The following is a 26394-nucleotide window of genomic DNA, read 5'->3' on the forward strand; positions in this document are numbered from 1 at the left end:
GACCCCTGAAGCTGAAGCTCTCGCATACGCCGATCATCCAGCCGGAGCTTCTTCCTTCTCGGAATGGCGTTCGGAGAGAAAGTCGCCCAGCCCTTTGAGGCCATCGATGTGCTCGCAGAAGGTATTCACGGCCACCAGCAACGGTACAGCGACAAGCATTCCCACGGCCGACCACAGCCATGCCCAGAAGGAAACGGCGATGAAGACGACCACGGTGTTCAGCCGGAGACTTCTTCCGATGAAGTAGGGCGTGATCAACTGGCCTTCGATGCTCGTCAAGCCGAGATAGAGGACGCCGACAGCGAGCGACCAGCCGGGCACGTCGAATGACACCAGCGCGACACTCATTGCGACAAGGATCCCGGCGAACGCGCCGAGATAGGGGACGTAATTGAGAAGAAACGCAAGCACCCCGAAAATGATGGGGCTCGGCATGCCGACAGCCCAGAGCAGCAGCGCAACGGCAACGCCGAGCCCGCCATTGATGATCGTGATGGTCAACAGATAGCGAGACAACTTGCGCTCGATATCGTGTGCGATGCGCATCGCCCGCTTCTTGTCCTTGAACGTCGGCATGACATGCACGAGCTTCTCGTAGAACATGTCGCCTGACGCCAGAAGGAACAGAAGCAGTATCAGCGTAAAGATGAACTGCGCCATCGCTGCGGGAGCAAAGAGAGCAGCGCTTGCGATCATGCTGCTGTCGCGAACCTCCACCTGCTGGACGTCGGCCGAATGGCTGCGGGTCAATTCTCCGAGGCGGGTTGCGGCATCCATGATCCCTGAAAAGGTGCTGGAGAGACCACTGAGCTTGCTTTGCACATCCTTCTGGATCTGCGGCGCGCGCTCCATCCATCCGCTGACGGGAATGGCCAGAGCGCCTATCAGGGCGAGAAACCCGAAAAACAGAACGGCGACGATCACCAGCGACGTCAGTGTCGAAGACACGCCACGCCGGTCAAAGAATCGTCTGATCGGCCCAAAGACCATGGCGAGCAGAAACGCCAGTACGATGGGCACCAGGAATTCCTTTGCACTGCTCAATGTAAACACCGAGCCGTAAAGGAAGAGACCAATAATTGCCCATCTGGGCGCGGCGCGAACGGCGGAGACTTTCGAGCCATCCCCGCGGTCCTCTGGCAACATGTTCACGTCTGACAAATCATTTCCCCGATGTCGGCGGACTACAACGCAGCCGACGATAGTGAAGTGGCGCTGCCGTCACAAAAGGCAATCGAACCCGGTTTCTTGGAGCGGCGGTCCTGTCTGAAGAGCCCTCGACCCTGGGAGGCATTCAGCAGTCCGTCGCGGCGACAGATTGAACGCCCGATGCGGTGTGGGTCGCTTTCTGCGATCCCCGGATACCAAGCTCGGACGGCGATGCGATCACGAGAAACGCCATAGCCTGGTTGGGAACGGCGTGGTTCCTCGGTGGCAGAAAGCGCATCACATTTTTCGTGGCGCGCATGTGAGCACGGCAAACCTCAAGATGTCCTATCGGTTCCGCGTCTGTCCGGTATCGCTCAAAAGGGGTCGTAAGGCACTTGCCGTCCGGCCAATCGGGAACGCCTGCGCCAAAAGCACGTTAGCCAGGGCAAATGGAGGACTACAAATGAACAAGATAATTCTCACCGCAGCGCTTCTCATGGTTTCTACCTCGGCCTTCGCTCAATCGGCTGCCGAAAGCACAGGCGTCAATTCGCTGATGGGCAATGCTCCGAAGACGGAAGACTTTGTTACCGAGGCCGCCACCAGCGACATGTTCGAGATCGCGGCGAGCAAGTTGGCTGTCGAAAAGGCCGATCCCGCCACCAAGGCCTTCGCCCAGCAGATGATCGCCGACCACACCAAGACCTCGGCCGAGATGAAGGCGATGGTCGATTCCGGCAAGGTAAAGGCTGCAATCCCGACCGCCATGACGTCATCGCAGCAGGGCATGATCGACAAGCTCAACGGTCTACAGGGCGACGACTTCAACAAGCAGTACCATTCCGACCAGGTCGCGGCCCACAAGGACGCCGTCGACCTCTTCAAGCGCTACGGCGACGGCGGCGACAATGCCGACCTGAAGACGTGGGCGACGACGACACGCCCCGCATTGGAGCATCATCTGATGATGGCGCAGGACCTGAACAAGTAAGCTACGGACAGGGCGGCGGACACTCCGTCGCCCGTTCACCGTTGCGATGTAAAGTTTGCGGACGGTGCCCCAATGCCCCTACCGACAAGAGCGGCGAGCCTAGACAGCAGACTATCAGAGGTCTGAGCGGGCCTCTCCTGGTTGAAATGTCATCAAGGCAAACGAGCCGAGCGGCATGCCCAACAATTTCCGCTTATGGGCATGAAAGCTCTCTGAATTGCCGCAGGCACTCCGGTGCATCTGATCTCCATAACCGCAGCTCACTCAGCCGTCGCTACGGACCCGTCTGCCGTTGGCATCGAACAAGCGCGCATCCGATGGATCGAACGTCACTGTAATCGACTGCCCGACCTTGGGCGCCGGCCCCCGACCGCCTTGGACGACCAGGGACACGCCCGGCTGAACCTGCCCGTAAAGATAAGTCGCACCACCCAGGAATTCCGTAAAGTCGACGGTGAGACTGAGGCCCGGCTCGGCGCCGCGGCTTAACCGCAGATGCTCTGGTCTTATGCCGAACTGCAGTTCACCGTTTGCGGGGAGGCTAGCAGGTGTCGCGAACGGCAGGCGCTGGCCGCCGATCAGGAGCGAGCCGGCCTCGCAGCTCGCCGGCAGGATGTTCATCTTGGGGCTGCCGATAAAGCCGGCAACGAACAGGTTGTCGGGATCGTTGTAGAGGTCGAACGGGGAACCGATTTGTTCGATACGGCCAGCTCTGAGAACGACGATCTTGTCTGCCAGCGTCATGGCTTCGGTCTGGTCGTGTGTGACGTAGATCATCGTGTTGCCGAGTTGCTTGTGCAGCCGTGCGATCTCGATGCGCATGCCCACCCGCAATTCGGCATCGAGGTTGGAGAGCGGTTCGTCGAACAGAAAGACCTTGGGATCGCGCACGATGGCTCGACCGATAGCAACGCGTTGGCGCTGACCGCCGGAGAGCTGTCCAGGACGGCGATCGAGCAAAGGAGACAAATGCAGAATTTCGCCCGCCGCCTGCACCATGTCGGCGACTTCCTTCTTCGGCCGATGCGCCATGCGCAAGCCAAAGCCCATGTTCTGGGCGACGGTCATGTGCGGATAGAGCGCATAGGACTGGAATACCATGGCAATGCCGCGATCCGAGGGATCGGCATCCGTGACGTCGCGTCCGCCGATGAGGATTTCGCCCCGGCTTGTCTCCTCCAGTCCGGCAATCAGCCGCAGAAGCGTCGACTTTCCACATCCGGACGGCCCCACGAACACGACGAATTCGCCGGCCGCAATGGAAAGGTCGATGTCATGGATGACGTCGACCGCGCCGAAGCTCTTGGAGACGCCCCTCAGATCGACGCCGCTGGTCTGGGCTGAAAGGTGAGATGCCACTCTCATGTCCACCGCATTCATCGACCACCCTCCGTCCGGATCCAGACCAGCATCTCTCCCGCCGCGCGATTGTCCCACAGATGATATGGAACCGCCCGGATTTCCGCCTCCTTCCGGCGAGGCGGCCTTTCCGTGTAGAGGCTTTCGCCAGCGGCCACTTCGCGCAGACCGGTCGTTACAAGTGCCGGGATGCCACCAAGTGCGTTCACGGGCTCGCAGCGAAAGCGACTTTTCGGCTGAAGGACGAGGGAGTTCAGGTTATCGCCGTTGTCAACGCCCTCAAGGCAATAGACCAGCGGGCCCCGCTGGAGCGCCACCCGTCCCTGGTCGACCCCCGCCTTCGGGTGCGCGTATAGTTGCTGTACCGGCATCTCTAGATCGAGTTCCACAACATCTCCCGACTTCCAGAGGCGGGACAGCCTCGCATACCCCTTCTGCTCGACGGCAGCTCGGTCGACCGGCGCGGCGTTGACACGGATCGTCACGCCCGGTGACCAGGCCGGCAGGCGCAGGGAAAGAGTGAATTCGGCCGGCTGCTGCGGCTCCAGCGTCAGCCGGATGGCGCCATCCAGGGGATATATGGTTTCCTGGCGGATACGAACAGCCGTTCCTGCCGTCTCCAGATCCGCAATGCCCTCGCAGTAAAGATGCACGGCGATTTCGTTTTCCGACTCGCCGTACATGTATGTGCCGACCGACGCTACCAGCCGGGCGATGTTCGGCGGGCAGCAGGGGCAGCGATGCCAGGTCCAGCGATGATGCTTGCCACGGCTTTCCAGCGGATTGTCATAGAAGAAGCGGGTGCCGTCGATGGAGAGACCGACCAGAGCACCGTTGTAGAGCGCCCGCTCCATGACGTCAGCATAGGCGCGATCGGGACCCAGCCCCAGCATGCGGCTGGCCCAGAAGACCAGCGCCACGGCAGCACATGTCTCGGCATAGGCCGTTTCGTTTGGAAGGTCGTAGTCGAAGGTCAGTCCCTCGTTGTGGGCAGAGGGGCCGAAACCACCTGTGACGTAGAGGTTCTTCTCGGTAAGGTGCGCCCAGATCGCCTCGAGCGCAGGTTTCAGACTGTCGTCGCCAAACTCGGTCGATACATCGGCCATCCCGGAGTAGAGGTAGGCGGCGCGCACGGCATGGCCGACCACATGGCGCTGCTCGCGCACCGGCACATGGCTCTGCGAGTACTCGTAGGTCGCAAAGTGATAATCGGCCGGATCCCGGCCCCGCGCGCGGGCTTCCCGGTCGTAATAGTGCTCGCCATCAGGCCGTTGGCCACGCTCGTTGACGAAGAAGCGGGCAAGCTCGAGATAGCGTTGCTCGCCGGTGGCGCGCCCGAGCTTGACAAGCGCAAGCTCGATTTCGGGATGTCCGCAATAGCCCGGCTTCTGGTCTTTTCCGGGCCCGAAGACGGTCGCTATATGATCGGCGTAGCGCGCCATGATATCCAGCAATTTGCGCTTGCCGGTGACGTGATAATAGGCAACGGCCCCCTCCATCAGGTGGCCGGCATCATAGAGCTCGTGGCAATCGCGCAGGTTGGTCCAGCGCTTGCCGGGTTCGATCCGCTGGTACCAGGAATTCAGGTAGCCATTCTCGTCCTGCAGTCGTCCATAGGCATCGACGATCTCGTCGATCCGGGCCTCGAGCGCGGCATCCGGCTTGTGCAGCAGCCCATAGGCGGCCGCCTCGATGCTCTTGCCGAAGTCGGAGTCCCAGAACATCTGGGTGCTGACAGTATCATTGCCCTGCTGGTAGGGAATGCGCAGCCCGGGGTTTGGCCTGTCCGGATCGACCTGGTCCAGCATGCCCGCTTCGATGCAGCGGTCGAGCAGGGTGTGCGCGGTGGCGGTTGCGATGGTTTCGATGCGGGGACCGAAGAAGCCGCCGACGCGCACCTGATGGACAGCGGGTGGGCGAAATTTTGCATTCTGGCGGATCGTGTCGGCGGCGGAGGAAGGCATGCTCATGATGTGGGTCCTCTGTTGGATTGGTGTGCGCCTATTTCACCGCGCCGGCCGTGAGGCCGCGGATGTAGTAGCGCTGGAGAGCGAGAAAGAGCAGCAGGCAGGGGATCATCATCACGGTAACGCCCGCCTGCACGGCGCCCCAGTCGACTGAGCCATAATGGCCGGAGCGCACGGCCGTAACGAGCACCGGAAGCGTGTAGCGGTCCTGATCGGTCAACAGCACCAGCGCTGCCAGGAATTCGTTCCAGGCGTTCAGGAAGGCGAAAAGGCCGACCGAAACGACACCCGGAAACACCAGCGGCCCCATGACATAGACCAGCGCCCGCAGTCCCTTCACGCCATCGATGCGCGCCGCCTCCTCGATCTCCTTGGGCACTGCGTCGAAGGCATTGCGCATCATGAAGACCGAGAAAGGCAGCTGCAGCGTGACATAGATGAGGACGAGACCGCTCAGCGTATTCTGCAGCCCGAGCTTGGCGAGGATCAGGAACAGCGGTGTCAATATGGATTGAAACGGCACCATGATCGTCGACAGAATGAGAACGAAGGCCACCGCCTTGAACGGAAAGCGGAAGCGCGAAAATCCGTAACCGGCAAAGACCGAGACCACGACGGTGAGCAACGCCGTGGCGACGGCGACGAAAAGGCTGTTGCCGGCGTAATGCAGGATGCCGGCGCCGAAATCCTCCAGTCTCCCGTAGTTGCCAAAGCCAAGTCCCTGGATCGAAAGCAGCCCATTTCCCGCCATGGCGGGCGGTCGGAACGATGCCAGCAGGACAAGCGCAATCGGCGCCAGAAACAACAGTGCAACGAGCAGGCAGGTGGTGTGAAACAGGACTCCGTAAAGCCAGGCATTGCCGCGTCTGCGTGCCGGCGCAAGCTTTATTGCGTGAAGCGTTGCGGTCATCGTCATCGCGCGGTCTCCCTGTCACCCAGCAGTCGCAGCTGGATCACGCTCAGCACCACCAAAATGGCAAGCAGCACCATCGACAGCGCCGCACCATAACCGAGACGGAAGGACACGAAGGACTGGCTGAAAATCCAGTAAACTGCGGTGATCGTCTTGTTCTGCGGTCCGCCGGCAAGAATGATGTAGAATTGGTCGAAGGCGAGCATGGAGCCGGACACGCACAAAATGAGTGCAAGGGCAAAGGGACGGCGCACCAGCGGCAGCGTAATGAAGCGGAACCGCTGAAGCGCGTTCGCGCCGTCGATCCGGGCGGCCTCCGTGAAGTCGGCCGGAATGGAGTGCAGTCCGCTCATCAGGATGACCATGTAGAAGCCCGCCATCTTCCAGATCACCATGGCGGTGACCGACCAGAAGGCGGGTGCAAAGGTGGCGAGAAGGTTCACGCGGCCATCCGTGAGCCCCAGCGCCTCGGCCAAAGGGGAAAACAGTCCGCTGTCGACATTCGACAACCAGCTCCACAATAGGCTCGCCGAGGCGAAACCGATCACCACCGGCAGAAAAAACGCGGTACGATAGAAGCCGGCGAACGGTCGTGGCTTTTCCACCAGGAGGGCCAGCGCAAAGCCGACCAGCAGAAGGCCGATCGTGGCTGCGATGGTGTAGCGGATGGTGAAGGCGAGCGCGTTCCAGAAGTTGATGTCGTTCCAGAGCGCCTTGTAGTTGGCAAAGCCGATCCAGCGCGGCACGCCGATCAGCGGCCAGTTGTGCAGCGACATCCAGGCGGTCATGCCAAGAGGCACGAGAAAGAAGACGAGGACCAGCGCCAGCGCCGGAGCCACGTAGAGAAGTCCCATCCAGTCGCGACGCGGCTTGCGCCGAGGACGCAGAGAGGCATTGGGCGCGCCGCTTGGCGTCGCCAGAGTATTGACTGACATCGGTCTGGTCCTCCGCTGATATCCATGCAGCGGAGCCTCACGGCTCCGCCTTTCAGGATCGAGCCTTCAGGGCGCGGTGTCGACGATCGACTGCATGGCGCTCTGCGCGGCCTGGATCGCCGGTTCGATCGCATCCGGTCCACCGAAGAAGGCCGTGTTCAGCATGGTGATCCATGGGCCGTTGGCGGAGTTGATCAGATCGTTAAACACAGTGGAATAGGGCGTCCGGCCCTTGGCCATCGCGTCGGCAGCAATCAGATAGCGTGAATCGAGGCCTGCCAGCGCTTCCTTGGCGATATCGCTACGGATCGGCAGCGAACCGTTGCGGGCAAGCAGCTTCTGGCCGTCGAGCGAATAGGAGAACTCGAGGAACGCCTTCACCGCCTCCATTTTCTTGGTCCCCTTGGAGACGACAAAATTGTCGCCGCCGGCAAAGGAGGAGGAGCCGCCGTCCTTGCCCGGAAGGGGGGCGACGCCGTATTCGAGATCTGGACTTTGCGAATTGAGCGCGCCGATGGCGAAGGAACCGGACGGCGTGATGCCGATCTTGCCGGTGGCGAAGGCAGAGAAGAAATTCGCCCCCGTGTCCGTTTGTGCGCCTGCCGGAATGAGCTTGTCTCTTGCCATGCCCTGATAGAAGGCGATCGCATCCCGCATCTGAGGCGTATCCAGCGTAACCTTGCGGCCATCGGCGGAGAAGATGTCGCCGCCCGACGCCCATATGAGCGGCGTGAAGGTGAAGATATTGCAGCCGCCGCAGTTGCCGGAGAAGTAGAAGCCTTTGATATCTCCCCCGAGGGCATTGACCTTTTCCGCATCGCTACGGATTTCCGCCCAAGTCGCCGGCCCCTTGTCGGGATCGAGACCAGCCTGCTTGAACAACTTCTTGTTCCAGATGAGCACCGAGCCATCAGCGGAGAACGGCACGCCATAGATGCGGTCGTTGTAGGTCCCGACTGAAATGTGCGCCTTCGACAGAGCGTTGAAATAGGGCAGGGACTTTGCAAAATCGGTCAAATCCTCCAATTGACCGGCCGCGGCAAAGGCGGGCGTGTAGATCAGGTCGAGCGATAGGGCATCAGGTGCCGTCCCGCCGGCCGCTGCCACGGCGTATTTTTGCACGAGTTCATTGACCGGCACGATCTGCAGATCCGCGTGATGCTCCTTCTGGCTGTTGTTGAATGCATCGACGAGCTTCGGCATGAAGGTCGAGCTGTCGGACCGCGTCCAAAGCGTGAAAGTATCCGCGCTGGCGGATAGCGGCATAGCGAGCGACGCTGCCACAAGGCCGCTGAACCCCAATATCCATTTCTTCATTTCATTCCCCTCCCAGTTTTGCACCCGGCTTCGGGTGCGGTTAAATCCTATTCAGTCGACGGCTCCTCCGAACCGCACGATTGACGCACCTTCAAGCGGCACGGAAGACGGCGCTGCCCGGCCTCCACGGGCTTGCCGTCAATGAGATCAAGTAGCGTGACGCCAGCCTGGCGCCCCAACTCCTTGAGGGCCATATCGACTGTCGTCAGCGGCGGACGCGTGGCCGTTGCAAAAATCTCCCAGTTGTCGAAGCCGACGACGGCGATGTCCTCCGGCACCCTGACACCCGCAAGCGTCAAGGCGTCGATCAGCCCGCGGGCGATCTGGTCGTTGCCGCAAAACACGGCATCGGGCCGATCAGACACTGGCTTTGCAACGAGCAGCTGTCCGCTTTCGTAGCCAAAGCGTTCGGACCATTCGCCGGACAGCGCCGGGCCGAAGCAGGGGAGCGCCGCTTCGGAAAGTGCCCTCAACCAACCCTGTTCGCGCAGGCCGACGGCGCCAAAGCTGCGCGGACCCGTCACATGCGCAATGCGAGTGCGACCGAGGCTGACGAGATGGGCGACGGCCGCATGCGCGCCTCCCTCGTCGTCGGGGACAAAACCGATGGCGCCTGGAGGACAGGCCGCATTGACGTAGACGACAGGCATGTGAACGGCAGGAAGATCGACCGGCAGCACACGGTCGATACGCTTTCCGGAAACCACCAGCCCGTCGACGCGCTTGTCCTCCATCGCTTCCAGATTGAGCCGCACGCGCTCCGGATCGTCGTCAATGGCACACAGAAAGACCGACACTCCACGATCTGCCATCGCGGACGACAGGCCGGCGGCAATTGGGAGGGTAAAGCGACCGTATGTGTCATTGGTGAGAAGGCCAAGGGTGAATGAGCGCTGGTGAACGAGCGCGCGCGCCATGGCGTTCGGGCGAAAACCCATCTTCTGCGCGATATCCTGTATGCGTTTCCGGGTCTCGACCGTCATCCGGCCGCGCTCGTTTAGGGCCTTGGATGCAGTGGAAACCGATACGTTCGCAGCAAGCGCAACGTCTTTGATCGTGATGCGCGCGGCGACCTCTGTCCTGTCGCCGGACAACACTGCCACGCCTTTGCTATTTTCGTTCAATACCACCGGACATCAACATATCTGGAATGAAAAACCGTTTGCTCATTACAGAAAAACCGTTTTCTCATCTTTGGTCAAGCGCTTTTTCTCGTTCTTCATGACGTACGGGATTAAAACCTTCGAGCAATCTTGGCGTTGCCAGACGCGCCTATGCCGGAGCAATGGTTGCACAAGAAACGCACCGCAAACGAATTGCCGCTTTTCGGAAAGATACGAGGCGACATCTGTGGAGATTTCATCCAACTTGTGTAGCCATGCCCTCGGATGCATTGGGTTGCGGCTATGTCAAACGAAGCGTCTTGAGCGCGGTTATCCTTCGGATCGAAATAGCTGGCCTGTTCGTATGATCCAGTCTGTCCGCGGACATGCGTTGCCAGAATGTCCCGAAGATTTTGCCGTCCGGTAACGTGTCTCGCTACGTCGACCACCGTTGGGGCTGCGCCGGTTGGCGCGTGGGCCACACATCCATGGCTGATACGATCGTCCATGCTGTTGAACTTAGCTTCCGGGACCAGGCCGCTGTTGGCGCGCGCGGGCATTCGCTACTTCCCTGACACCGGAGTGAAGTGGCGTTGCAAGCGCCGACGGGCATCGGCCGAGGACGATTTGAGCAATGGCAATGACGCGGAGACGTTTCATGGGTGAAGGTGGCAAGGCAACGGCTGCCGTAGTAATCGGCGGGGGTGCTGCCCGGGCAGGCTCGCGACCGGTCGACGTCATCATCGTCGGAGCCGGATCTGCGGGATCCGTGCTTGCGACACGGCTCAGTGCCGATGCCAATCGTCACGTGCTGTTGCTGGAGGCAGGCCCCAGCTTCACACCGACGGGCTACCCGAAAAGCCTGACCGACGCCGGCACTGTCGGTACGCCCGATTTCGACTGGCACTACCACAGCGACGACAAGGAGAGGCTCGGCCATGATATTCCGCTGCCGCGCGGCCGGGTCGTCGGCGGCAGCTCGGCAGTCAACGGTACTGTCGCCATGCGGGCACGACCGTCAGATTTTGCGCGCTGGGCAGCGCGTGGAATTAAGGGATGGTCCTGGAATGAAGTGTCTGCCGCGTTCAAGGCGCTGGAGAACACCCCGACCGGCGACAGCGCCGTGCACGGTCGATCCGGTCCTTTCCCGATCAGGCAGCGCATCCTTAGCGAACTGACGCCGTCGTCGAGAGCGTTCGTCCAGGCCGCCCGCCACCTTGGCCTTGCCGATGTGCAGGATTTCAACAGCGACGCTGCGGACGGGGCAGGGGCATACCCGCTGAACGTCATCGACGAAATGCGGATGAACACGGGCATCGTCTATCTGACGGCCGAGGTCCGTGCCCGTCCGAACCTTGCGATCCGCAGCGGGTCCGAAGTGGACAACCTTGTCTTCAGCGGTCATCGCGCCACCGGAGTTCGGTTGGTCTCGGGAGAAGTCCTCACAGCAGGCGAAATCATCCTTTCGGGCGGGGCGTTCGGAAGTCCGGCCATTCTACTTCGCTCCGGCATCGGTCCGGCCAGCGATCTGCGTGCTCTGGAAATCCCGGTGCTGGCGGATCTGCCGGTGGGCGCACGTCTCCAGGACCATCCGTTCTTCTACAATGTCTACGCCCTGAAGGCTTCGGAAAAGGCCATGAGACCTGCGGCCGGCGCGCTTGTCTGGACGGGCTCATCGTCGTCGGTCGGCGGCGAACTCGATCTTCCGGTGTCCGCCACGCACTTCATCGACCCGAAGATCAGCGCCACCGGTGGAGCGATCGTTCTTGCCGCCGCCGTAACCCTACCACGGTCCATTGGCTCCTTCCATCTGACGTCGCGCGATCCGCACATCGCGCCGCGCATTCACTACAATTTCTTCGACGATCCCAGCGATCTCGACAGGATGGTGGAGGCGGTCAGACTCTCCCGCGAGATCGGCAGAACCGCGCCCTTCACAGGCATGGTTGACCACGAGATGGCACCGGGGGTTGGCGTCCAGAGCGACGCGGACCTGCGCGCCAACATCGTCGCCAATATCGCGGCCTACCAGCACCCGACATCGACGGTCCCGATGGGGCCGGACACAGACGACACCGCAGTCGTCGATGCCTTCGGGCGCGTGCGCGGGTTCCAAGGCCTTCGTGTCGTCGATGCCTCCATCCTGCCGGACATTCCATCGGTTCCAACCAACGTCACCACCATCATGGTAGCCGAGCGGATCGCCGCCCACATCCTCGCCTAGCTCCGATTTTCCTCCGTTTCAGACCCCCTCAGAAGGACGCCTCCCATGTCGCAGACAACATCCAGGAACTGGCTGATCACCGGCGTATCGTCGGGCCTTGGCCGCACCCTTGCCGAAGCCGCGCTGGCGCAAGGCGATCATGTCGTTGGCACGGTTCGCAAGGCCGCCAACAAGGCCGAGTTTGAGGCTGTCGCACCGGGCCGCTCGTCTGCCGTCGTCCTCGACGTCACCGATGTTGCTTCCGTGGATGCCGGGCTCGCTGAGGCGGCCACCCTGTTCGGTGGCCGGATCGACGTCCTCGTCAACAATGCCGGATGGGGGATGCTGGGCGCGGTCGAGGAGACCAGCGAGACCGAGGCGAAGGCGGTGTTCGACACCAACTTCTTCGGCCAGCTCAATGTCTTGCGGGCGGCACTGCCGATCATGCGGGCTGCAAGAACCGGTCACATCGTCGCCGCATCCGCCGTCGGCGGGTTTACGGGCTTTGCCGGGCTTGGGGTGTACTCTGCGGCAAAGGCTGCGGTCGACATCATGAACGAGGCTTTGGCGCAAGAGGTCGCGCCGTTCGGCATCAAGGTGACGATCCTGACGCTGGGCATTTTCCGCACCAACTTCGCCTCGTCATCGCTGAAGCATGTCGGCCAGACGATTGCCGCCTATGAGGACAATCCGGTCGGCAAATTCCGTGGCTTCATGGACCAGATCGCCGGCAAGCAGCCGAACGATCCCCAGCGCGGTGCCGAGGCAATCCTTAAGCTCGTCGCTTCCGAAAATCCGCCGCTGCATCTAGCCCTTGGAGAAGACGCGGTCGCGGTCATGGAACGCAAGATGGCGTCGATGAAGAGCGATATCGATGCCTGGCGCGAAGTCAGTGTATCGGTCGTGTTCCCGAAATAACCAAACAGAACGTCTCGCCGATCACTCGACTTCACCCAGGAGCATTCCCATGACATCCCTAAAAGGCAAGGTGGCGCTGATCACCGGTGCATCGCGTGGCATCGGCCGGGCGATCGGCGAGCGTCTCGGACGCGAAGGCGCGACAGTGGCGATCAACTATCGCAGCCGTCCCGAGGAAGCGGCGGACGCGGTTCGGGCGGTCGAGGAGGCCGGCGGCGTGGCGCGCGCCTTCCAGGCGGACGTTGCCAACACGGCAGACATCGGCCGATTGTTTTCGGAGGTCGATGCTGCCTTCGGTGGCCTCGACATCGTCGTCGCCAATGCAGGACTACCGTTCATCGGCGTGGCAGTCGTTGACGTCAGGGAGGAGGATTTCGATCGGATCTTCGGACTGAACGCCAAGGGTTCGTTCTTCGTGCTTCAGGAAGCGGCCAAGCGCGTACGCAACGGCGGACGGATCATCGATATTTCGACATCGACAACCGCGTTCACGGCACAGGGGATGGGGCTGCATGCGGCTTCGAAGGCCGGATCGAAGCTGATTGTGGAGGTCCTTGCGATTGAGCTCGGCCATCGTGCGATCACGGTCAACTCGGTCATGCCCGGGGCGACCAACACGGAGTTCATCAAGGATGCGCCGCAGGAAGAGCGTGACCGTATTGCTGCCGGTTCGCCGCTCGGACGCCTTGGCGAGCCCGACGAAATCGCCGATGTCGTCGCCTTCCTTGCCTCCGATCAGGCGCGCTGGCTGACCGGGCAACACATCCTGGCGAACGGTGGAGCGAGGGTATGAGCAAGAGCTATGTCGCCGTCTACACCGCCACCATCGGCACAAGCCCGGAGCGGATCTGGGCTGTAGTCCGCGATTTCGCAACGGTTGCGTCGTGGAACCCCATTGCCTGCGAGAGCCGTCTGGTGGGCAAGGGCGAAAGGGAGCTGATCACGGCCGACGGAACGCTTGTCCGCGAGCGGATGATCAAATGTGACGACGATGCCCGTCATCTCACCTACCAGATGGTGACATTCCCCATCCCCGTTACCGAGCAGACAAACCAGATCCTTGTCGTTGCAGGCAAATCTGAAGACGAGACGAACATCCGGTTCGAGGCGTCGTTCATTCCGGCCGACGGGGTGGATTCGAATGTGATCCAGGGCATCAATCTTTCAGCGTTTGCGTCGGCATCTGAAGGTCTTGCCCGTCATTTGGGGGTTGCTCTGGTGAGAGCGTCTCTCTAATGCTGGTTGTGGTCTCTCTAGAATGGGGCTCTCGAACACGGGTCTTGGCGGGATGTCCGTCAACCTGCTGAAGGACTGTCTAGTGCTTGACCTGAATGACGTCCGCTACTTCGTTCAGGTTGTCGACAGCGGAGGGCTGACAGCTGCAAGCCGTAGCACGGGTATTCCGAAGTCGACCCTGAGCCATCGGCTCCAGCAGCTCGAGGCAGGCCTGGGTGTGCGGCTGGTCAACCGAACGTCACGGGCGCAGACTCTGACCGAGGCGGGTTCCTCATTCTATCGCCACGCGCTTGTCATGCTCCAGAGCGCAGAAATGGCGGAAAATTCGGTTCGCCAAAGGCTGGATGAGCCGACGGGGGTCGTCAAGTTTACCACGGCGATCGCGACCTCCATGTATGTCCTGCGCCATATCATACCGCAGTTTGCGATCGATCATCCCAAGATCCAGCTCGTCCAGCACACGGGCGACGAGCAGACCGACATCATCGGCGGCGCCTTCGACCTGGCGATCCGGGCCCACGAGGGACAAATGACCGACTCGGCCCTGGTGCAGCGTACATTGTCTCCGGCACCCTGGTTCATCTTCGCGGCTCCCAGCTATCTCCAGCATCGCGGTGAGCCGATCACGCCGGACGATCTTTTGGAGCATGACCTTCTGGCGATGTATCGTCCCGGGCAGGCGACCGTCTGGAAGCTCAGCCATCCCTTGATGGGCGATCGCTCGCTTGCGGTCCGACCCCGGATGGCGGGCAATGACCTGATGATGCTGAAACAGGCGGCGGCGGACGGGATCGGCATCACGGCGCTTCCGGGGTACATTTGTCGGGAGGAATTGCTCGAGGGAAAGCTGCAAAGGGTGATGCCGGAATGGCTGGCGGGCAAGGCGGTCATCACGGCGGTATTGCCTTTCCGGGATTATGTGCTGCCATCGGTGCGTGCGTTTCTAGATTACCTCATCATCGAGCTGCCCAAAGTGGTCAACCCGGATCCCGGCTCACCATAGTTCGCCATTTGTCAGCAATCTCAGTCGGAGCCCTCATGTCCCAGTCCAAGTCGCTGCACTTCGTGACTCTTCTCGGAAGCCTGCGTCATGGCTCCTACAATGCCGCCATCGCACGCGCCCTGCCGTCCTTGTCCCCCGACGGTGTGACGATCGCAGCGCTTGGTTCGATCGGTTCGTTTCCGCTCTATGACGAGGATTTGGAGAAGACGGGGTTCCCGGCCGATGTGATGGCCATGGGCGACACGATCCGTCTGGCCGATGGCGTCATCATCGTCACGCCGGAGTACAACTACTCCGTCCCCGGCGCTCTCAAGAACGCTCTGGACTGGCTTTCGCGTCTCCCGAACCAGCCGTTTGCGGGCAAGCCAGTGGCGATCCAGACGGCGTCACGCGGCATGCTGGGCGGCGTCCGCGCCCAGTACCATCTCCGACAAATCCTTGTGTATCTGGATGCAGCCGTACTCAACAAGCCGGAGGTGATGATCGGGCATGTCCCCGGCAAGGTCGATGGAGAGCCGCCCGAGCTCACCGATGAAGAGACGCGCCAGCACCTGTCAAAGCAGATTGCCGCATTCGCGCACTTCTCTGAAGGTACAAAGACCAGCATTTAATCACCTTCATGAAACTTTAAGATGTCTGTCTTGCCGCGGTCATCGGAACGAGGGCTTTGATCGTTCATCTCCTCGGACATACCGTCTTGGATAGGCAGGCTAATCATTCCGTCAGATTTCTTTAACTGAGAGAGACCGATCCAAATTGAGAGATCGGGCCATCAGCTTTGAAATGGATGATCAGGCACATAACCCAACGGTGCATGCTAAAGCCCGTCGATCCCTCTAGTGGTTACCGCCTGACATAAGAGTCCCGTATGGGATTCCATTTGCTGGGTTGGCATGCGAGTCTGGCGCATGCGCACAGGAATATCGTTCACCGTTTCGCCAACAGATCACCAACGCCTAATGGCCTTGACCAGGGATCGCAATGCGCCCCAAAAGCACGTCTGGCGGGCCGAGATCATCCTGCTGAGTGCCGATGGCGTCGGGACTGTCGAGATTATGCGCCAGACCGGCAAATCGAAGACCTGCGTATGGCGCTGGCAAGAGCGCTTCGCCACAGAAGGCGTCGAGGGTCTCCTGCGCGACAAGACGCGGCCGTCGCGTATTGTGCGGCTCGGACCCGATGTCGCCGAGCGTGTGGTGGCCCTGACGCTGGCTGATCCGCCGGGCGAGACGACGCACTGGACGGCCGACATGATGGCGACGGCCGCCGGCATCAGCGCCAGCGCAGTCAGGCGTATCTGGAAAGCGCATGGCCTCGCACCTCATCGGTGGCGGCAGTTCAAATTGTCCAACGACCCGAAATTCGTCGACAAGCTGCGAGACGTTGTCGGCCTCTATGTTGATCCGCCAGCCCACGCCGTCGTGTTGTCGGTCGATGAGAAAAGCCAAATCCAGGCGCTCGACCGCACCCAGCCGGGCCTGCCGATGAAGAAGGGTCGGCTCGGCACCATGACCCACGACTACAAGCGGCACGGCACAACCACGCTGTTTGCCGCCCTCAACGTGCTCGACGGCACCGTCATCGGCCGCAACATGCAGCGTCATCGTCATCAGGAGTTCATCCGCTTCCTCAACGCCATTAACGCCCAGGTGCCGGACGACAAGGCCGTCCACGTCATCCTCGACAACTATGCTGCCCACAAGCATCCCAAGGTGAGAGCCTGGCTCGACCGTCACGAGCGTTTCACCTTCCACTTCACTCCGACTTCAAGCTCATGGCTCAACGCGGTGGAGGGTTTCTTCGCCAGGCTGTCGAAGCGGCGTCTGAAACGCGGCGTTTTCCATTCCGTCGTCGATCTCCAGGCCGCCATCAACCGTTTCCTCGTTGAGCACAACAAAAAGCCAAAGCCCTTCACTTGGACCGCCGATCCCGACAAAATCATCGCCGCCGTTAAACGCGGGCACCAAGCGTTAGATTCCATCCACTAGCGGCAAGATCTACAGCAATGGCTGGAAGCAGCCGGGTCGCGGAACCCGGTCGAAGGCCTGCGGCAAAGTGCTTGCGGCGGATTTCTCTATGCCGCGCTCATCAGTCCAGGGGGTCTGAGCCTCGACGTCTTTCTCAAGGGGCACCGATGCCTGTTGCGAAACGCGCGGGTCGTCGAGTTCTTGGAGAATTAAGCAAGCTCCAGCGGAATAACCAGCTGCCTTTCAAAACCGAACCCGGGGCCGGAATTGCCCCATAATCACCGAGGATATGAATATGAAACCGACATACGTGCATCGCGAAAAACCCGATGCCTACCTGTTCCTTGGCGTCGTCATGCGCGTGCTCCTCACAAGCGAGGACACGGGTGGGCAGTTTACAATGATCGAGGGGACGATGCCGCCCGAGGGCGACGGCGGTCTCCACGTTCATCGCGACGAAGACGAGAGCATGACACTCCTGGAGGGCGCGCTGGACGTGACGGTCGGGGACGTCAACTTCCGGCTGGAAGCGGGCCAGTCGTATTTCGCCCCGCGCGGCGTCCCGCACAGGTTGCGAAATACGGGTACGCTTCCCGCCCGAGGTCTCCTCGTGACGACGCCGGGTGGCTTCGATTCCTTTGTCGCACGAGCGGGCATTCCGGTTCACAACGGAGTGGTGCCGATATTGCCGCCACCTTCGCCTGAAGGGATGGGAGCGCTTCTCGAATTGGCGGCCCAGTACGGGATTACAGTTCTGGAACCGCCGGCGGGCCTTCCTTCCTGAAGTCGCTCCGAGAGCTTGCCGGGCATTCGTGCCTGGCAAGCTTTCGGGTTTTGACAGGCACGGCACCAATCGACCCCGCATGGGTTTTGATGTCCGCTTTTGAGCTCACGCTCTGAAGCACATGGTCGGCGCGCCCGTCCCCCGACCTCAATACGCCGAAAACCGCGATCTCATTGCCGCTTCCTCCTGGACGATGCGGATGATCAGCGGGATGGCGTAAAACGGCAGGCCGGCAGCCAGGGTGAGGGGAGCGTTCATGAGCAGAGCGAAGCCGATCAACTCCGGCAGGATATTCAGGAAGTAATTCGGATGTCGCACCCACCGGAACAGCGCATGGGTGACCAAAACGTGCTCACGGGCAATCAGGAGCTTCACCGTCCAGAGGGGGCCGAGCAGCCGGACCACGACCACCAGCGCTACGACCCCGATCGTATACAGAATGACGCCAATCCAGAAGGCGGCGTCAATGGGGTGCGCCTGGAAGGCACCTTCTGTCATGGCGCTGATATAGAAGGCGATGTGTGCGAGCGCCAGGATCGCTGTATTGCGCGCACCGATCTCCACGGCACCCTCTCGCTTCAACGCCGCCTCGTGGCGAAGCGATACGACGAGCATGGCGACACGGAAGGCAACCGCAACCATGCAGAAAATGATGAGACCCAGGGGCATATGAAATCCTTTCAATTGAGCGTCTTGCCGATGAACGCAACACCGGCGAAACCGGTGGTCGCTGCCCGAAGGCCTGCCTCAAGCCGTCTGCATGAGAAGGCACGGTCGCCCGGCAATGATACGCAGTGTGAGCCGAATGTTGGTGGGGGGCAGGATGACGTTATAAACCTTCAAGCCCACGGCTGCGTATTGCCGCGGCTTGATCGCGCGCCGGGTCGTCAATGTGTCGGGTGACGGGACACCTGTCGTTCAAGTGGACAGGCGCGGTTTGACCTCGCGACCGAGCAGTTCGATCGACCGCAGCATCGCCGGCTGGTCGCTCGCTGCAGAACTCATCTGGAACGTCAGGCGGTCGATGCCACCCAGTTCCTCGGATGTCTGCCGGATCTTGGTCGCCACCGCATCGGGATCACCGACGAGGAACGCTCCACCGGGACGAACCAGGTTGTCGAACTGGGCGCGGGTCGACGGTGGCCAGCCCCGCTCGAGGCCGATCTTGGTGAACATCGCCTGCCATCCGGGGAAGAACCGATCCTCCGCCTCGCGCTGGGATTCTCCCACGAAGCCAAGGGCATGAATACCGACGCGCAGTGTTTCGGCGGTGTGCCCGGCGCGCGCTCCGGCCTCCCGGTAAAGGTCGACCAGCGGTCGAAACCGCCTGAACTCGCCGCCGATGATTGCAACCATCAGCGGAAGGCCCAGCAGGCCGGCTCGAACGAAGGATTGCGGCGTGCCACCCACTCCAAGCCATATCGGCATCTTTTTCTGCGCAGGTCGTGGGTAGACACCCTGGCCGTCAAGCGGAGCACGGAAACGGCCGGACCACGTCACATTCGTCTCGTCGCGCAGGGCAAGCAGCAGCTCCAGCTTTTCTTCCGACAGTGCGTCGTAATCCCTGAGGTCAAGACCGAACAGCGGATAGGCCTCGATCGAGGATCCCCGGCCCACGACGATTTCTGCCCGTCCCCGGGAAATCAGGTCCAGTGTCGCAAACTCCTGGAAGACGCGGACAGGGTCGGCGGCGCCGAGCACCGTCACCGCGCTCGTCAGGCGGATGGATTTCGTCCGGGCCGCGGCTGCGGCAAGGATCACGGCAGGTGCACTGTCGAGATAGTCGCTGCGGTGGTGCTCGCCAATGCCGAACACGTCCAGTCCTGCCGTATCGGCCATCACGATCTCGTCGAGCAGGAACCCCATACGGTCCATATCGCCGACGCCAGGGACGGTCGCGGCAAAACTGTCAATTCCGATTTCCAAGATGTAGTCCCTTCATGCGCAACGTCGATGGATTGGAGAAGCGATCTTAGGCGATGACACCCGCCATCGGAAGGGCGACCGCCGGGACGCACCGTCCAACACATCGGACGCAGGCGATTTCCCGATAGCGTTCATGCATGTCGCGCCAGGGGGATCCGACCTCGAACATGCAGCATGCCCTTTAAGTATTGTCGATTATCGCGCGCAGGCCGCGACTTCCTCCCACGCTCTGCGGGCAAGGCCGCCGCAAGCCAAAACCGCCTCCTGGAAACAGCCTTGAACAAAGCCCAGCGTGATTTAGGAAGCCAATTTGCCGAAAAGGTCTAGTACACCGACTGCAAAAATAATGACTGTCGGAACCAGCATCTAAGGGTCAAAACGCCTAGAAAAATTCGGGAAAAAACATTTAAAATCAAACTGGTCGGAGTGGAGTGATTCGAACACTCGACCCCCACGTCCCGAACGTGGTGCGCTACCAGACTGCGCTACACTCCGTGACCAGTGGCGCTTACTTAAACCAGCCGTTTTGGTTAGACAAGGCCGAATCTTCGGGGCGCTGTTTTTTGGATGGTCAGGCCGATTTGGCGCTCGGCAACAGGCACGACATCGCTTTGTGCGAGGGGCAGGGTGGGCGCGATATGGGCCCACCCTGGCAGGTGGCTACTTCTTTGCGAGGCCCGGCAGAGTGACCTGGAAGACCTGGAACATCGTGTCGACATCGGCGCCGCCTTCGCCCTTGTAGGCGGCTCCGACCTGGTAGCCGTCCTGTGTCAGGAAGTCGTTATCGTTGGCGACAAACAGGAAGTAATCGTCGGGGAGTTTCGGGTCGAGGACGCTGGCGAGCGACATGGCTTCCCATTTTTCAGAGAGGTTGTTGCGGTCGTTCGGTGCGCCGTTGTGGAGACCGAAGCGGGCAAGCTGCGCCTCGTCGTTGAGGTCGATGAACGGCGTGCGCTTGGCCGGCGTGACGGACGGGTCGAGCACGCCTTTCGGTGCCACCGGCTTGTCGGCGTCGAAGGCGGTGCCGGCGATATCGGTGGCGGCGGAGACATCCACGAGGTCGATGGCGCGGTGCAGCGACTTGTCGCCCTTGACGCCATAGCCGTTGTTGCTGTCGCGGGCGAGCATCAGAAATGTGGTCGGCGACAGCGCGACGATCTCGCTCTGGGCGGCCACCACGGTCTTGCCCTTGGCATCGGTGAAGACGGGCAGCGGCACGACATATTCGTGCACCAGTTTCAGATGGTCGACATCGCTCGCGTCATAGAAGAGGGCGCGCGTGTTCTGGCGCGTGCTGCTGCTGTCGCCGCCATCCTGGCGCGTGGCTGATTGCAGCACGGCGATGACAGTCTTGCCATCCGGCGTCATCGCCATGCCTTCGAGGCCCTGATTGTTCTGCCGTCCGGTCTGCGGATCCTTGGGTTCCGGTGCCTTTTCGCCCGGGCCGGGATTGTTCGAGGCGAAATTCGGCTTGCCGTCACGCATCGGGATCAGCGCTGCCGGCGGCTGCGTTGCCGAGACGAGCCGGCCGTCTGCCGAGAAATGATAGATGTTCGGGCCGTATTCGTCGCTGATCAGCATCGAGCCGTCGGCAAGGCGGGCGATGGCCTCGTTGTCGAGGGAGATCTTGCCGTTGGACGCCTGCGGCAGCATCGGCAGCGTTGCGCTTGCCGGCCGCACACCGGCTGACGGATCGAGGCCGGTCATGTCGGCGCCCTTGTCGTCTTTCAGAAGCATGGTGCTGGCGAGCGTCGCTACCACGCCGGATTGTTCCTTGCCCGAGGCAGGGGCGGCACCCGGCGCAGTCGGCGTCATCTGGATGTCGATGGTATTGAGGCGGGGCCGGTAATCCGTCGTGCCGCTGACATTGTATCCCCGGTCCGGCAGCAGCCAGAGCTTGCCCTTGTAGCCCTCGGCCGTGCGCGTCCAGGTGGCGGGGTCTATCGCCATGCCGGAGCCGGAGCCGAATGTCTCGCCGAACGAATCCCGCTGGCTGGCGGGAATGCGGCCGATACCGACGAGGCCCTTGTTGACGAGGGTCTGGCCAGCGGCCGGCGCGGTATCGTCGGCGCGGCCCGGAGCCACGGCAAAGGCCGTCAGGAGGGCTGTCGAAAGCAGGATCGTCTTCAATACCGGGGTCTTCATCGCAATATCCTCCATCAATGATCGGCACCGCATCGGTTGCGGCTTCGGAGATGGAGCTGTCTTTTTCAAGAGACCGACAAAGCCCCGCCACCGTCTGGGGACGGTTTATGGCGGCAACATGATAGCTGGATGACAGGTTTTGGAATGTTGATATCACAACCCATGCGGATTGTTCTGCAAGCGCGATGGCGCGGCCGCAGATACCAGTCGCTCAGTCCGTGGCGCTGCGGCGGAAGACCGAAGGTAGGCGCGTCCTGTCGATGACCGCGCCAAGGGCAACGCCCCACATGCCGCTCGCCATGTTGACGATGATGTCGAACGGGCGACCGTCATTGCCGATGGTCAGCACATGGGCCAGACCGAGCGCACTGACGGTGGCGATCATCATCAGGAAGGCAAAGGATGGTGAGTCCGGGTAGGCCAGTCGTGCGAGGCAGCCTGCGATGCACAGCGCGACGATGTGGTAGATGTTGAAAGGATTGCCAATCTCGGCCTGCCAATTCACATGCGCCAGCGTCAGCGCGACGAGGGCTGCGATATAAATCCAGACGCTGAATTTCAAAACGCGATTGGTGTCCATGAGGAGAGGATATATCAGCGACTTGAGGCAAGACTAGCATCGGCACCGCTATATCAGCCCTTTCGGGTCACACAAATTGTGTACGCGCGATATAAATGTCGAAACAAATATAGGATGTTGAGCCATTCTGCGGGCGGAATTCCGCCATGCTTCGGATCTTGCGCCGCCTCAGGGTGATCCACCCCCGTCAGGCTTCGTAGAGAAAAAGGTAAGCCGAGCGTGAGTGCAAGGTACGGCCGCAAGGTCGGGATCACGAGGTCAGGAGCGTCGTTGCAGGACAGCGTTGGAATGGAGCCAGGCACCAGGCGGAACAAGCGGACCCGGGTCAGGCTCAGGGACGTGGCGCAGAAGGTGGGTGTGAGCCCCATCACCGTGTCCCGTGTGTTGCGTGCACCCGATAAGGTCTCCGCAGAATTGCGCGAAAACATCCTCCGGGTCATCGATGACATGGGCTATGTGCCCGATCTGGCCGCACGGGCACTCGCCGGCCGACATAGCGGCATCATCGCGGTTCTTGCCCCGGCGATCAACAGCCAGATCCTCTCCGATGTCATGAGTGGCATCGAAGCCCGCGTGCGCAACACCGGCCTGCACACGCAATATGCCAATACGGTGTACAGCGGCGGCGAGGAGACGGGCCAGATCCGCAACCTCCTGACGCAGAACCCGGCCGGCATCCTTCTCGTCGGCACCGAATGCTGCGAGCGGATTGCCCCGACCGTTATTTCGGCGACCTGCCCGGTATCCTACATCATCGATCACAGCCAGAAGCCCGAAGAGCCCATGGCTGCGGCCATCGACCACGAGGCCGTCGGCGAGGCAGCCACGCGTCATCTTGTGTCCGCCGGTTATCGCCGCATCGGCTTGCTCGGCGGCTACCTCGATGTCCGGTCGAACCGGCGACGGCAGGGTTACGAAAACGTGCTGCAGGCAGCAGGCATCCACGATCCGGACCTGATGCTCATGGAGGATGAACCGACCAGCGTGGCCCTCGGTTGCCGGTTGTTCTCAGAGCTTCTGGCGCGGGCGCCCGATGTCGATGCGGTGCTCTGCCAGAACGACGATCTGGCGCTCGGCGTGCTGTTCGAATGCCAGCGTCGCGGCATCAGCGTGCCCGGCGATCTCGGCATCTGCGGCATCAACAATCTCGAATTCGCAGCCTCCTCCCATCCGGCCATCACGACCGTCGATATCCCGCGCTTCGAACTCGGTTTCGAGGCCGCCGACTTGCTGATCCAGGCGATAGGCGGGGGGGAAGTGGCCAGCCGGCGCAAGCTGGGCTTCAAGCTGCTCGTGCGTGGAACGACGCGGTAAGGGGTGAGGTCAGGGGCGCGCCACCTGCCTTGTGCAGTTCTATCAGATGTCGCTTGCTGCGTCAGACCAGAGATCGGCTGCCTCTGACGCAGTCATCCGGCGGATTTTTGCCTCGTCCCGACGGCTGGCGAAGAGGTCGCTTGCCATGATCTGTTCGGCAAGGTCTGCCGGCAGGGACAGGAGCACGCGCGTCTGGTCCGGATCGTAGGCGCCGAGGTCGGCGCGCTTGCCGGAGATCATGCCGCCGGCCACCGTGTTGTTGGTGTCGGCATCGATCAGGATGAACGCACCCGTCGAGCGGCTCTGCTCGTAGGGATCGAAGATCGCCAGCTCGTCGAAGATCAGCTGGACCTTGCCGATGGCGTTCATCGGCAGGGCCTTGGCGGGGTTCCAGGCTCCGCTGACCAGTTCCAGCTGGCTGACGGGGAGCACCTGCACCCGCTGGCGGCGGCTGCCGCTCTTCAGCCAGTAGCGCTTGCCGGAGTGAATGCCTTCCGGCTGCAGCGCGACGATCTGCGCATCGAAGGAAAGGCCGACCTGCGGCTGGTGGTCGATGGCAACGATCATGTCGCCGCGCGACACGTCCACCTGCCGGTCGAGAACTAGGGTGATCGCATCTCCCGCCACCGCCGCATTGCGCACCAGGTCGAAGGTGACGATCTTGGCGACGTTGGCGACCATGCCGGACGGCAGGATCATCACGCTGTCGCCGGGTTTTACCGAGCCGCCGGCAACGGTGCCCTGATAGCCGCGAAAGCTTTCGCCGGGCCGCGACACACGCTGCACGGACATCCGGAAGCCGACCGCCTGCGACGAGCGAACCGTCGCCAGTTCCAGCGCCTCGACCAGCGTCGGGCCGGTGTACCACGGCATGGATGCCGCGCCGGAATAGACAACGTTTTCGCCCTTCAGCGCTGACATCGGGATCGTGGTGATCTGCCGGACGCCGAGCGTCGCGGCGAATTCCTTGAAATCATGGGCGATCTTGTCGAAGCCGGCGCGATCGTAGTTGGTGAGGTCGATCTTGTTGATCGCCAGCACGAACTGCTTGATGCCGAGCAGCGAGGCAATCGTCGCGTGGCGGCGCGTCTGCTCCAGAATGCCGACGCGGGCATCGATCAGCAGGATGGCGAGATCGGCCGTCGAGGCCCCCGTCGCCATGTTGCGGGTATACTGTTCGTGGCCGGGCGTGTCGGCGACGATGAAGGAGCGGTTGTCGGTCGCAAAGTAGCGATAGGCGACATCGATGGTGATGCCCTGTTCGCGCTCGGCCTGCAATCCGTCCAGCAAGAGCGCGAAATCGGGCAGCCCGAGGTCGTTCTGCTTGCCGGTGGAGTCCCGGCGCAGCGTTGCGGCCTGGTCTTCCTTGATGGCCTTGGTGTCCCAGAGCAGGCGGCCGATCAGCGTGGACTTGCCATCGTCGACGCTGCCGCAGGTGATGAGACGCAGCGGGCGGGTGTCGCGCACGGCTTTCAAAGGCTCGGCCGGGGCGAGATGGACGACGTTTGCGGCACTGGCGACAGTCATCTCAGAAATATCCTTCACGCTTCTTCTTTTCCATGGAGCCGGACTGGTCGCGATCGATCGCGCGTCCCTGCCGTTCGGAAACCGTTGCAATTTCGAGTTCGCCGATCACCTCGTCAAGGGTGGTCGCCTCCGACCGGATGGCGCCGGTCAGCGGGAAGTCGCCAAGCGTGCGGAAACGGATCATGCCTTCCTGGCGGACTTCGCCGGGCAAAAGCTCCAGCCGCGGATCCTCGGCGAGGATCATCATCCCGTCGCGCTCCACGAAGGAGCGCTTCTTGGCGTAGTAGAGCGGCACCAGCGGAATCTCCTCGGCCTGGATATACCGCCAGATGTCGACCTCGGTCCAGTTCGACAGCGGAAAGGCGCGCACGCTCTCACCCTGGCGGATCATGCCGTTGTAGATGTTCCAGAGCTCTGGACGCTGGTTGCGCGGGTCCCATCGATGATCGGGGGTGCGGAACGAGTAGATACGCTCCTTGGCGCGGCTTGCCTCTTCGTCACGTCGTGCGCCGCCAAAGGCAGCATCGAACTTGCCGGCGTCGAGCGCCTGGCGCAGGCCTTGCGTCTTCATGATGTCGGTAAAGGCGGACGAGCCGTGGGTGAAGGGGGTGATGCCCTCGGCAGCGCCGCGCGGATTGATATGCTCGATCAGGTCGAGATCGTAGGTCTTCGCGATGTTGTCGCGAAAGGCGATCATCTCGGAAAACTTCCAGCCGGTGTTGACGTGCAGCAGCGGGAAGGGGACGCGGCCGGGATAGAAGGCCTTGCACGCCAGATGCAGGAGCACCGACGAATCCTTGCCGACCGAATAGAGCATGACCGGCCGTTCGAACTCAGCCGCCACTTCCCGGAAGATATGGATGGATTCGTTTTCCAGCGCTTTCAGGTGCGGATCGAGCGGCGGCTTTACGCTCTGCGGATTGTGCAGTTCCGTATCCGGACGGCTGTCGGCCATTGTCTACTCCAACTCTGTCGTCTCCGGCCGCAGGTTGGGCCGGCATAAAAGGGAATTGCGTCTCGCAAGTCGCGATTGGAATTTGCAGAGACGCGGGGGAAG

The 26394-nt window shown here is 61.5% G+C and carries 23 protein-coding genes and 1 tRNA gene; 10 read left to right on the forward strand and 14 right to left on the reverse strand.

Annotated elements, in window-relative coordinates:
* Positions 1–33: 33 nt before the first annotated feature.
* Entirely contained in the window at positions 34–1020 is a 987-nt protein-coding gene (locus J5289_RS06885; RefSeq protein WP_257623370.1) for an AI-2E family transporter, read from the reverse strand.
* Positions 1021–1612: 592 nt separating this feature from the next.
* On the opposite strand from J5289_RS06885, the gene J5289_RS06890 reads away from it, so the two are divergent.
* Positions 1613–2140, forward strand: a complete 528-nt coding sequence (locus tag J5289_RS06890; protein ID WP_209183130.1) for a DUF4142 domain-containing protein — start codon at positions 1613–1615, stop codon at positions 2138–2140.
* Positions 2141–2404: 264 nt separating this feature from the next.
* Here the strand turns inward: J5289_RS06890 and J5289_RS06895 are convergent, their stop codons facing one another.
* The 6 genes from J5289_RS06895 to J5289_RS06920 form a co-directional block, all read right to left on the reverse strand.
* A complete protein-coding gene (locus J5289_RS06895) occupies positions 2405–3520 on the reverse strand; it encodes an ABC transporter ATP-binding protein (protein ID WP_257625419.1) in 1116 nt (371 codons plus the stop codon).
* Positions 3517–5469 (reverse strand): glycoside hydrolase family 127 protein, encoded by a 1953-nt coding sequence (locus J5289_RS06900; RefSeq protein WP_209183131.1) that lies wholly within the window; start codon positions 5467–5469, stop codon positions 3517–3519. The genes J5289_RS06895 and J5289_RS06900 overlap by 4 nt, the downstream gene beginning before the upstream one ends.
* 31 nt (positions 5470–5500) lie before the next feature.
* Positions 5501–6376, reverse strand: coding sequence for a carbohydrate ABC transporter permease (locus J5289_RS06905; RefSeq protein ID WP_209184067.1), 876 nt, complete (start codon positions 6374–6376; stop codon positions 5501–5503).
* A gap of 2 nt (positions 6377–6378) precedes the next feature.
* Positions 6379–7314 carry a carbohydrate ABC transporter permease gene (locus tag J5289_RS06910; RefSeq protein ID WP_209183132.1) on the reverse strand — a complete coding sequence of 312 codons (936 nt, stop codon included), beginning with the start codon at positions 7312–7314 and terminating at the stop codon, positions 6379–6381.
* 66 nt (positions 7315–7380) lie between these two features.
* A complete protein-coding gene (locus J5289_RS06915) occupies positions 7381–8631 on the reverse strand; it encodes a sugar ABC transporter substrate-binding protein (RefSeq protein WP_209183133.1) in 1251 nt (416 codons plus the stop codon).
* Positions 8632–8678: 47 nt separating this feature from the next.
* Complete coding sequence (locus tag J5289_RS06920; protein WP_257623369.1) at positions 8679–9734, reverse strand: LacI family DNA-binding transcriptional regulator; 1056 nt, start codon at positions 9732–9734, stop codon at positions 8679–8681.
* A 658-nt stretch (positions 9735–10392) separates the two neighbouring features.
* On the opposite strand from J5289_RS06920, the gene J5289_RS06925 reads away from it, so the two are divergent.
* The 8 genes from J5289_RS06925 (at position 10393) to J5289_RS06960 (ending at position 17845) form a co-directional block, all read left to right on the forward strand.
* Entirely contained in the window at positions 10393–11958 is a 1566-nt protein-coding gene (locus tag J5289_RS06925) for a GMC family oxidoreductase (protein ID WP_209206654.1), read from the forward strand.
* A 45-nt stretch (positions 11959–12003) separates the two neighbouring features.
* Positions 12004–12855, forward strand: coding sequence for an oxidoreductase (locus J5289_RS06930; RefSeq protein ID WP_209206651.1), 852 nt, complete (start codon positions 12004–12006; stop codon positions 12853–12855).
* Positions 12856–12904: 49 nt separating this feature from the next.
* Positions 12905–13648 (forward strand): SDR family oxidoreductase, encoded by a 744-nt coding sequence (locus J5289_RS06935; protein WP_209183136.1) that lies wholly within the window; start codon positions 12905–12907, stop codon positions 13646–13648.
* Positions 13645–14091, forward strand: coding sequence for an SRPBCC family protein (locus tag J5289_RS06940; RefSeq protein ID WP_209183137.1), 447 nt, complete (start codon positions 13645–13647; stop codon positions 14089–14091). Before J5289_RS06935 ends, J5289_RS06940 begins: the two co-directional genes overlap by 4 nt.
* Before the next feature lie 52 nt (positions 14092–14143).
* Positions 14144–15094 carry a LysR substrate-binding domain-containing protein gene (locus J5289_RS06945; RefSeq protein WP_257625420.1) on the forward strand — a complete coding sequence of 317 codons (951 nt, stop codon included), beginning with the start codon at positions 14144–14146 and terminating at the stop codon, positions 15092–15094.
* A 35-nt stretch (positions 15095–15129) separates the two neighbouring features.
* On the forward strand, positions 15130–15705 hold the full coding sequence (locus J5289_RS06950; RefSeq protein WP_209183138.1) for an NADPH-dependent FMN reductase: 576 nt from the start codon (positions 15130–15132) through the stop codon (positions 15703–15705).
* A gap of 297 nt (positions 15706–16002) precedes the next feature.
* On the forward strand, positions 16003–17082 hold the full coding sequence (locus J5289_RS06955; RefSeq protein WP_111223089.1) for an IS630 family transposase: 1080 nt from the start codon (positions 16003–16005) through the stop codon (positions 17080–17082).
* Positions 17083–17356: 274 nt separating this feature from the next.
* On the forward strand, positions 17357–17845 hold the full coding sequence (locus J5289_RS06960; protein ID WP_209183139.1) for a cupin domain-containing protein: 489 nt from the start codon (positions 17357–17359) through the stop codon (positions 17843–17845).
* A 147-nt stretch (positions 17846–17992) separates the two neighbouring features.
* Here J5289_RS06960 and J5289_RS06965 read toward each other — a convergent pair whose 3' ends face one another.
* The 5 genes from J5289_RS06965 to J5289_RS06985 all read right to left on the reverse strand — a co-directional run bounded on the left by J5289_RS06965 (position 17993) and on the right by J5289_RS06985 (position 22496).
* On the reverse strand, positions 17993–18514 hold the full coding sequence (locus tag J5289_RS06965) for an isoprenylcysteine carboxylmethyltransferase family protein (protein WP_209183140.1): 522 nt from the start codon (positions 18512–18514) through the stop codon (positions 17993–17995).
* Positions 18515–18763: 249 nt separating this feature from the next.
* A complete protein-coding gene (locus J5289_RS06970; protein ID WP_209183141.1) occupies positions 18764–19771 on the reverse strand; it encodes an Atu2307/SP_0267 family LLM class monooxygenase in 1008 nt (335 codons plus the stop codon).
* Positions 19772–20189: 418 nt separating this feature from the next.
* Positions 20190–20266: transfer RNA gene (locus tag J5289_RS06975), tRNA-Pro, on the reverse strand.
* 165 nt (positions 20267–20431) lie between these two features.
* A complete protein-coding gene (locus tag J5289_RS06980; protein ID WP_209187355.1) occupies positions 20432–21916 on the reverse strand; it encodes an esterase-like activity of phytase family protein in 1485 nt (494 codons plus the stop codon).
* A 211-nt stretch (positions 21917–22127) separates the two neighbouring features.
* The gene (locus tag J5289_RS06985; protein ID WP_247749010.1) at positions 22128–22496 is read right to left on the reverse strand and encodes a hypothetical protein; all 369 of its coding nucleotides are present in this window, start codon (positions 22494–22496) and stop codon (positions 22128–22130) included.
* Between the two features lie 288 nt (positions 22497–22784).
* Between J5289_RS06985 and J5289_RS06990 the strand changes: the two genes are divergently transcribed.
* Positions 22785–23810 carry a LacI family DNA-binding transcriptional regulator gene (locus J5289_RS06990; RefSeq protein WP_209183143.1) on the forward strand — a complete coding sequence of 342 codons (1026 nt, stop codon included), beginning with the start codon at positions 22785–22787 and terminating at the stop codon, positions 23808–23810.
* Positions 23811–23852: 42 nt separating this feature from the next.
* On the opposite strand, the gene cysN is transcribed toward J5289_RS06990, so the two are convergent.
* Together cysN and cysD are read right to left on the reverse strand one after the other, a co-directional pair.
* Entirely contained in the window at positions 23853–25337 is a 1485-nt protein-coding gene (cysN, locus tag J5289_RS06995) for a sulfate adenylyltransferase subunit CysN (RefSeq protein ID WP_209184070.1), read from the reverse strand.
* A gap of 1 nt (position 25338) precedes the next feature.
* Positions 25339–26292: a sulfate adenylyltransferase subunit CysD gene (gene cysD, locus J5289_RS07000; RefSeq protein WP_209206634.1), complete on the reverse strand. Its 954-nt coding sequence runs from the start codon at positions 26290–26292 to the stop codon at positions 25339–25341.
* Positions 26293–26394 lie beyond the last annotated feature (102 nt).

The organism is Rhizobium sp. B230/85 (assembly GCF_019355735.1).
GTDB classification, from domain to species: Bacteria; Pseudomonadota; Alphaproteobacteria; order Rhizobiales; family Rhizobiaceae; genus Rhizobium; species Rhizobium rhododendri.

Bases quoted from the DNA above. Each gene is read 5' to 3' on its own strand.
- J5289_RS06890 (WP_209183130.1), top strand. From the start codon at position 1,613: ATGAACAAGATAATTCTCACCGCAGCGCTTCTCATGGTTTCTACCTCG.
- J5289_RS06895 (WP_257625419.1), bottom strand. From the start codon at position 3,520: ATGAATGCGGTGGACATGAGAGTGGCATCTCACCTTTCAGCCCAGACC.
- J5289_RS06900 (WP_209183131.1), bottom strand. From the start codon at position 5,469: ATGAGCATGCCTTCCTCCGCCGCCGACACGATCCGCCAGAATGCAAAA.
- J5289_RS06905 (WP_209184067.1), bottom strand. From the start codon at position 6,376: ATGACCGCAACGCTTCACGCAATAAAGCTTGCGCCGGCACGCAGACGC.
- J5289_RS06910 (WP_209183132.1), bottom strand. From the start codon at position 7,314: ATGTCAGTCAATACTCTGGCGACGCCAAGCGGCGCGCCCAATGCCTCT.
- J5289_RS06915 (WP_209183133.1), bottom strand. From the start codon at position 8,631: ATGAAGAAATGGATATTGGGGTTCAGCGGCCTTGTGGCAGCGTCGCTC.
- J5289_RS06925 (WP_209206654.1), top strand. From the start codon at position 10,393: ATGGGTGAAGGTGGCAAGGCAACGGCTGCCGTAGTAATCGGCGGGGGT.
- J5289_RS06930 (WP_209206651.1), top strand. From the start codon at position 12,004: ATGTCGCAGACAACATCCAGGAACTGGCTGATCACCGGCGTATCGTCG.
- J5289_RS06935 (WP_209183136.1), top strand. From the start codon at position 12,905: ATGACATCCCTAAAAGGCAAGGTGGCGCTGATCACCGGTGCATCGCGT.
- J5289_RS06940 (WP_209183137.1), top strand. From the start codon at position 13,645: ATGAGCAAGAGCTATGTCGCCGTCTACACCGCCACCATCGGCACAAGC.
- J5289_RS06945 (WP_257625420.1), top strand. From the start codon at position 14,144: ATGTCCGTCAACCTGCTGAAGGACTGTCTAGTGCTTGACCTGAATGAC.
- J5289_RS06950 (WP_209183138.1), top strand. From the start codon at position 15,130: ATGTCCCAGTCCAAGTCGCTGCACTTCGTGACTCTTCTCGGAAGCCTG.
- J5289_RS06955 (WP_111223089.1), top strand. From the start codon at position 16,003: ATGCGCACAGGAATATCGTTCACCGTTTCGCCAACAGATCACCAACGC.
- J5289_RS06960 (WP_209183139.1), top strand. From the start codon at position 17,357: ATGAAACCGACATACGTGCATCGCGAAAAACCCGATGCCTACCTGTTC.
- J5289_RS06965 (WP_209183140.1), bottom strand. From the start codon at position 18,514: ATGCCCCTGGGTCTCATCATTTTCTGCATGGTTGCGGTTGCCTTCCGT.
- J5289_RS06980 (WP_209187355.1), bottom strand. From the start codon at position 21,916: ATGAAGACCCCGGTATTGAAGACGATCCTGCTTTCGACAGCCCTCCTG.
- J5289_RS06985 (WP_247749010.1), bottom strand. From the start codon at position 22,496: ATGGACACCAATCGCGTTTTGAAATTCAGCGTCTGGATTTATATCGCA.
- J5289_RS06990 (WP_209183143.1), top strand. From the start codon at position 22,785: ATGGAGCCAGGCACCAGGCGGAACAAGCGGACCCGGGTCAGGCTCAGG.
- cysN (WP_209184070.1), bottom strand. From the start codon at position 25,337: ATGACTGTCGCCAGTGCCGCAAACGTCGTCCATCTCGCCCCGGCCGAG.
- cysD (WP_209206634.1), bottom strand. From the start codon at position 26,292: ATGGCCGACAGCCGTCCGGATACGGAACTGCACAATCCGCAGAGCGTA.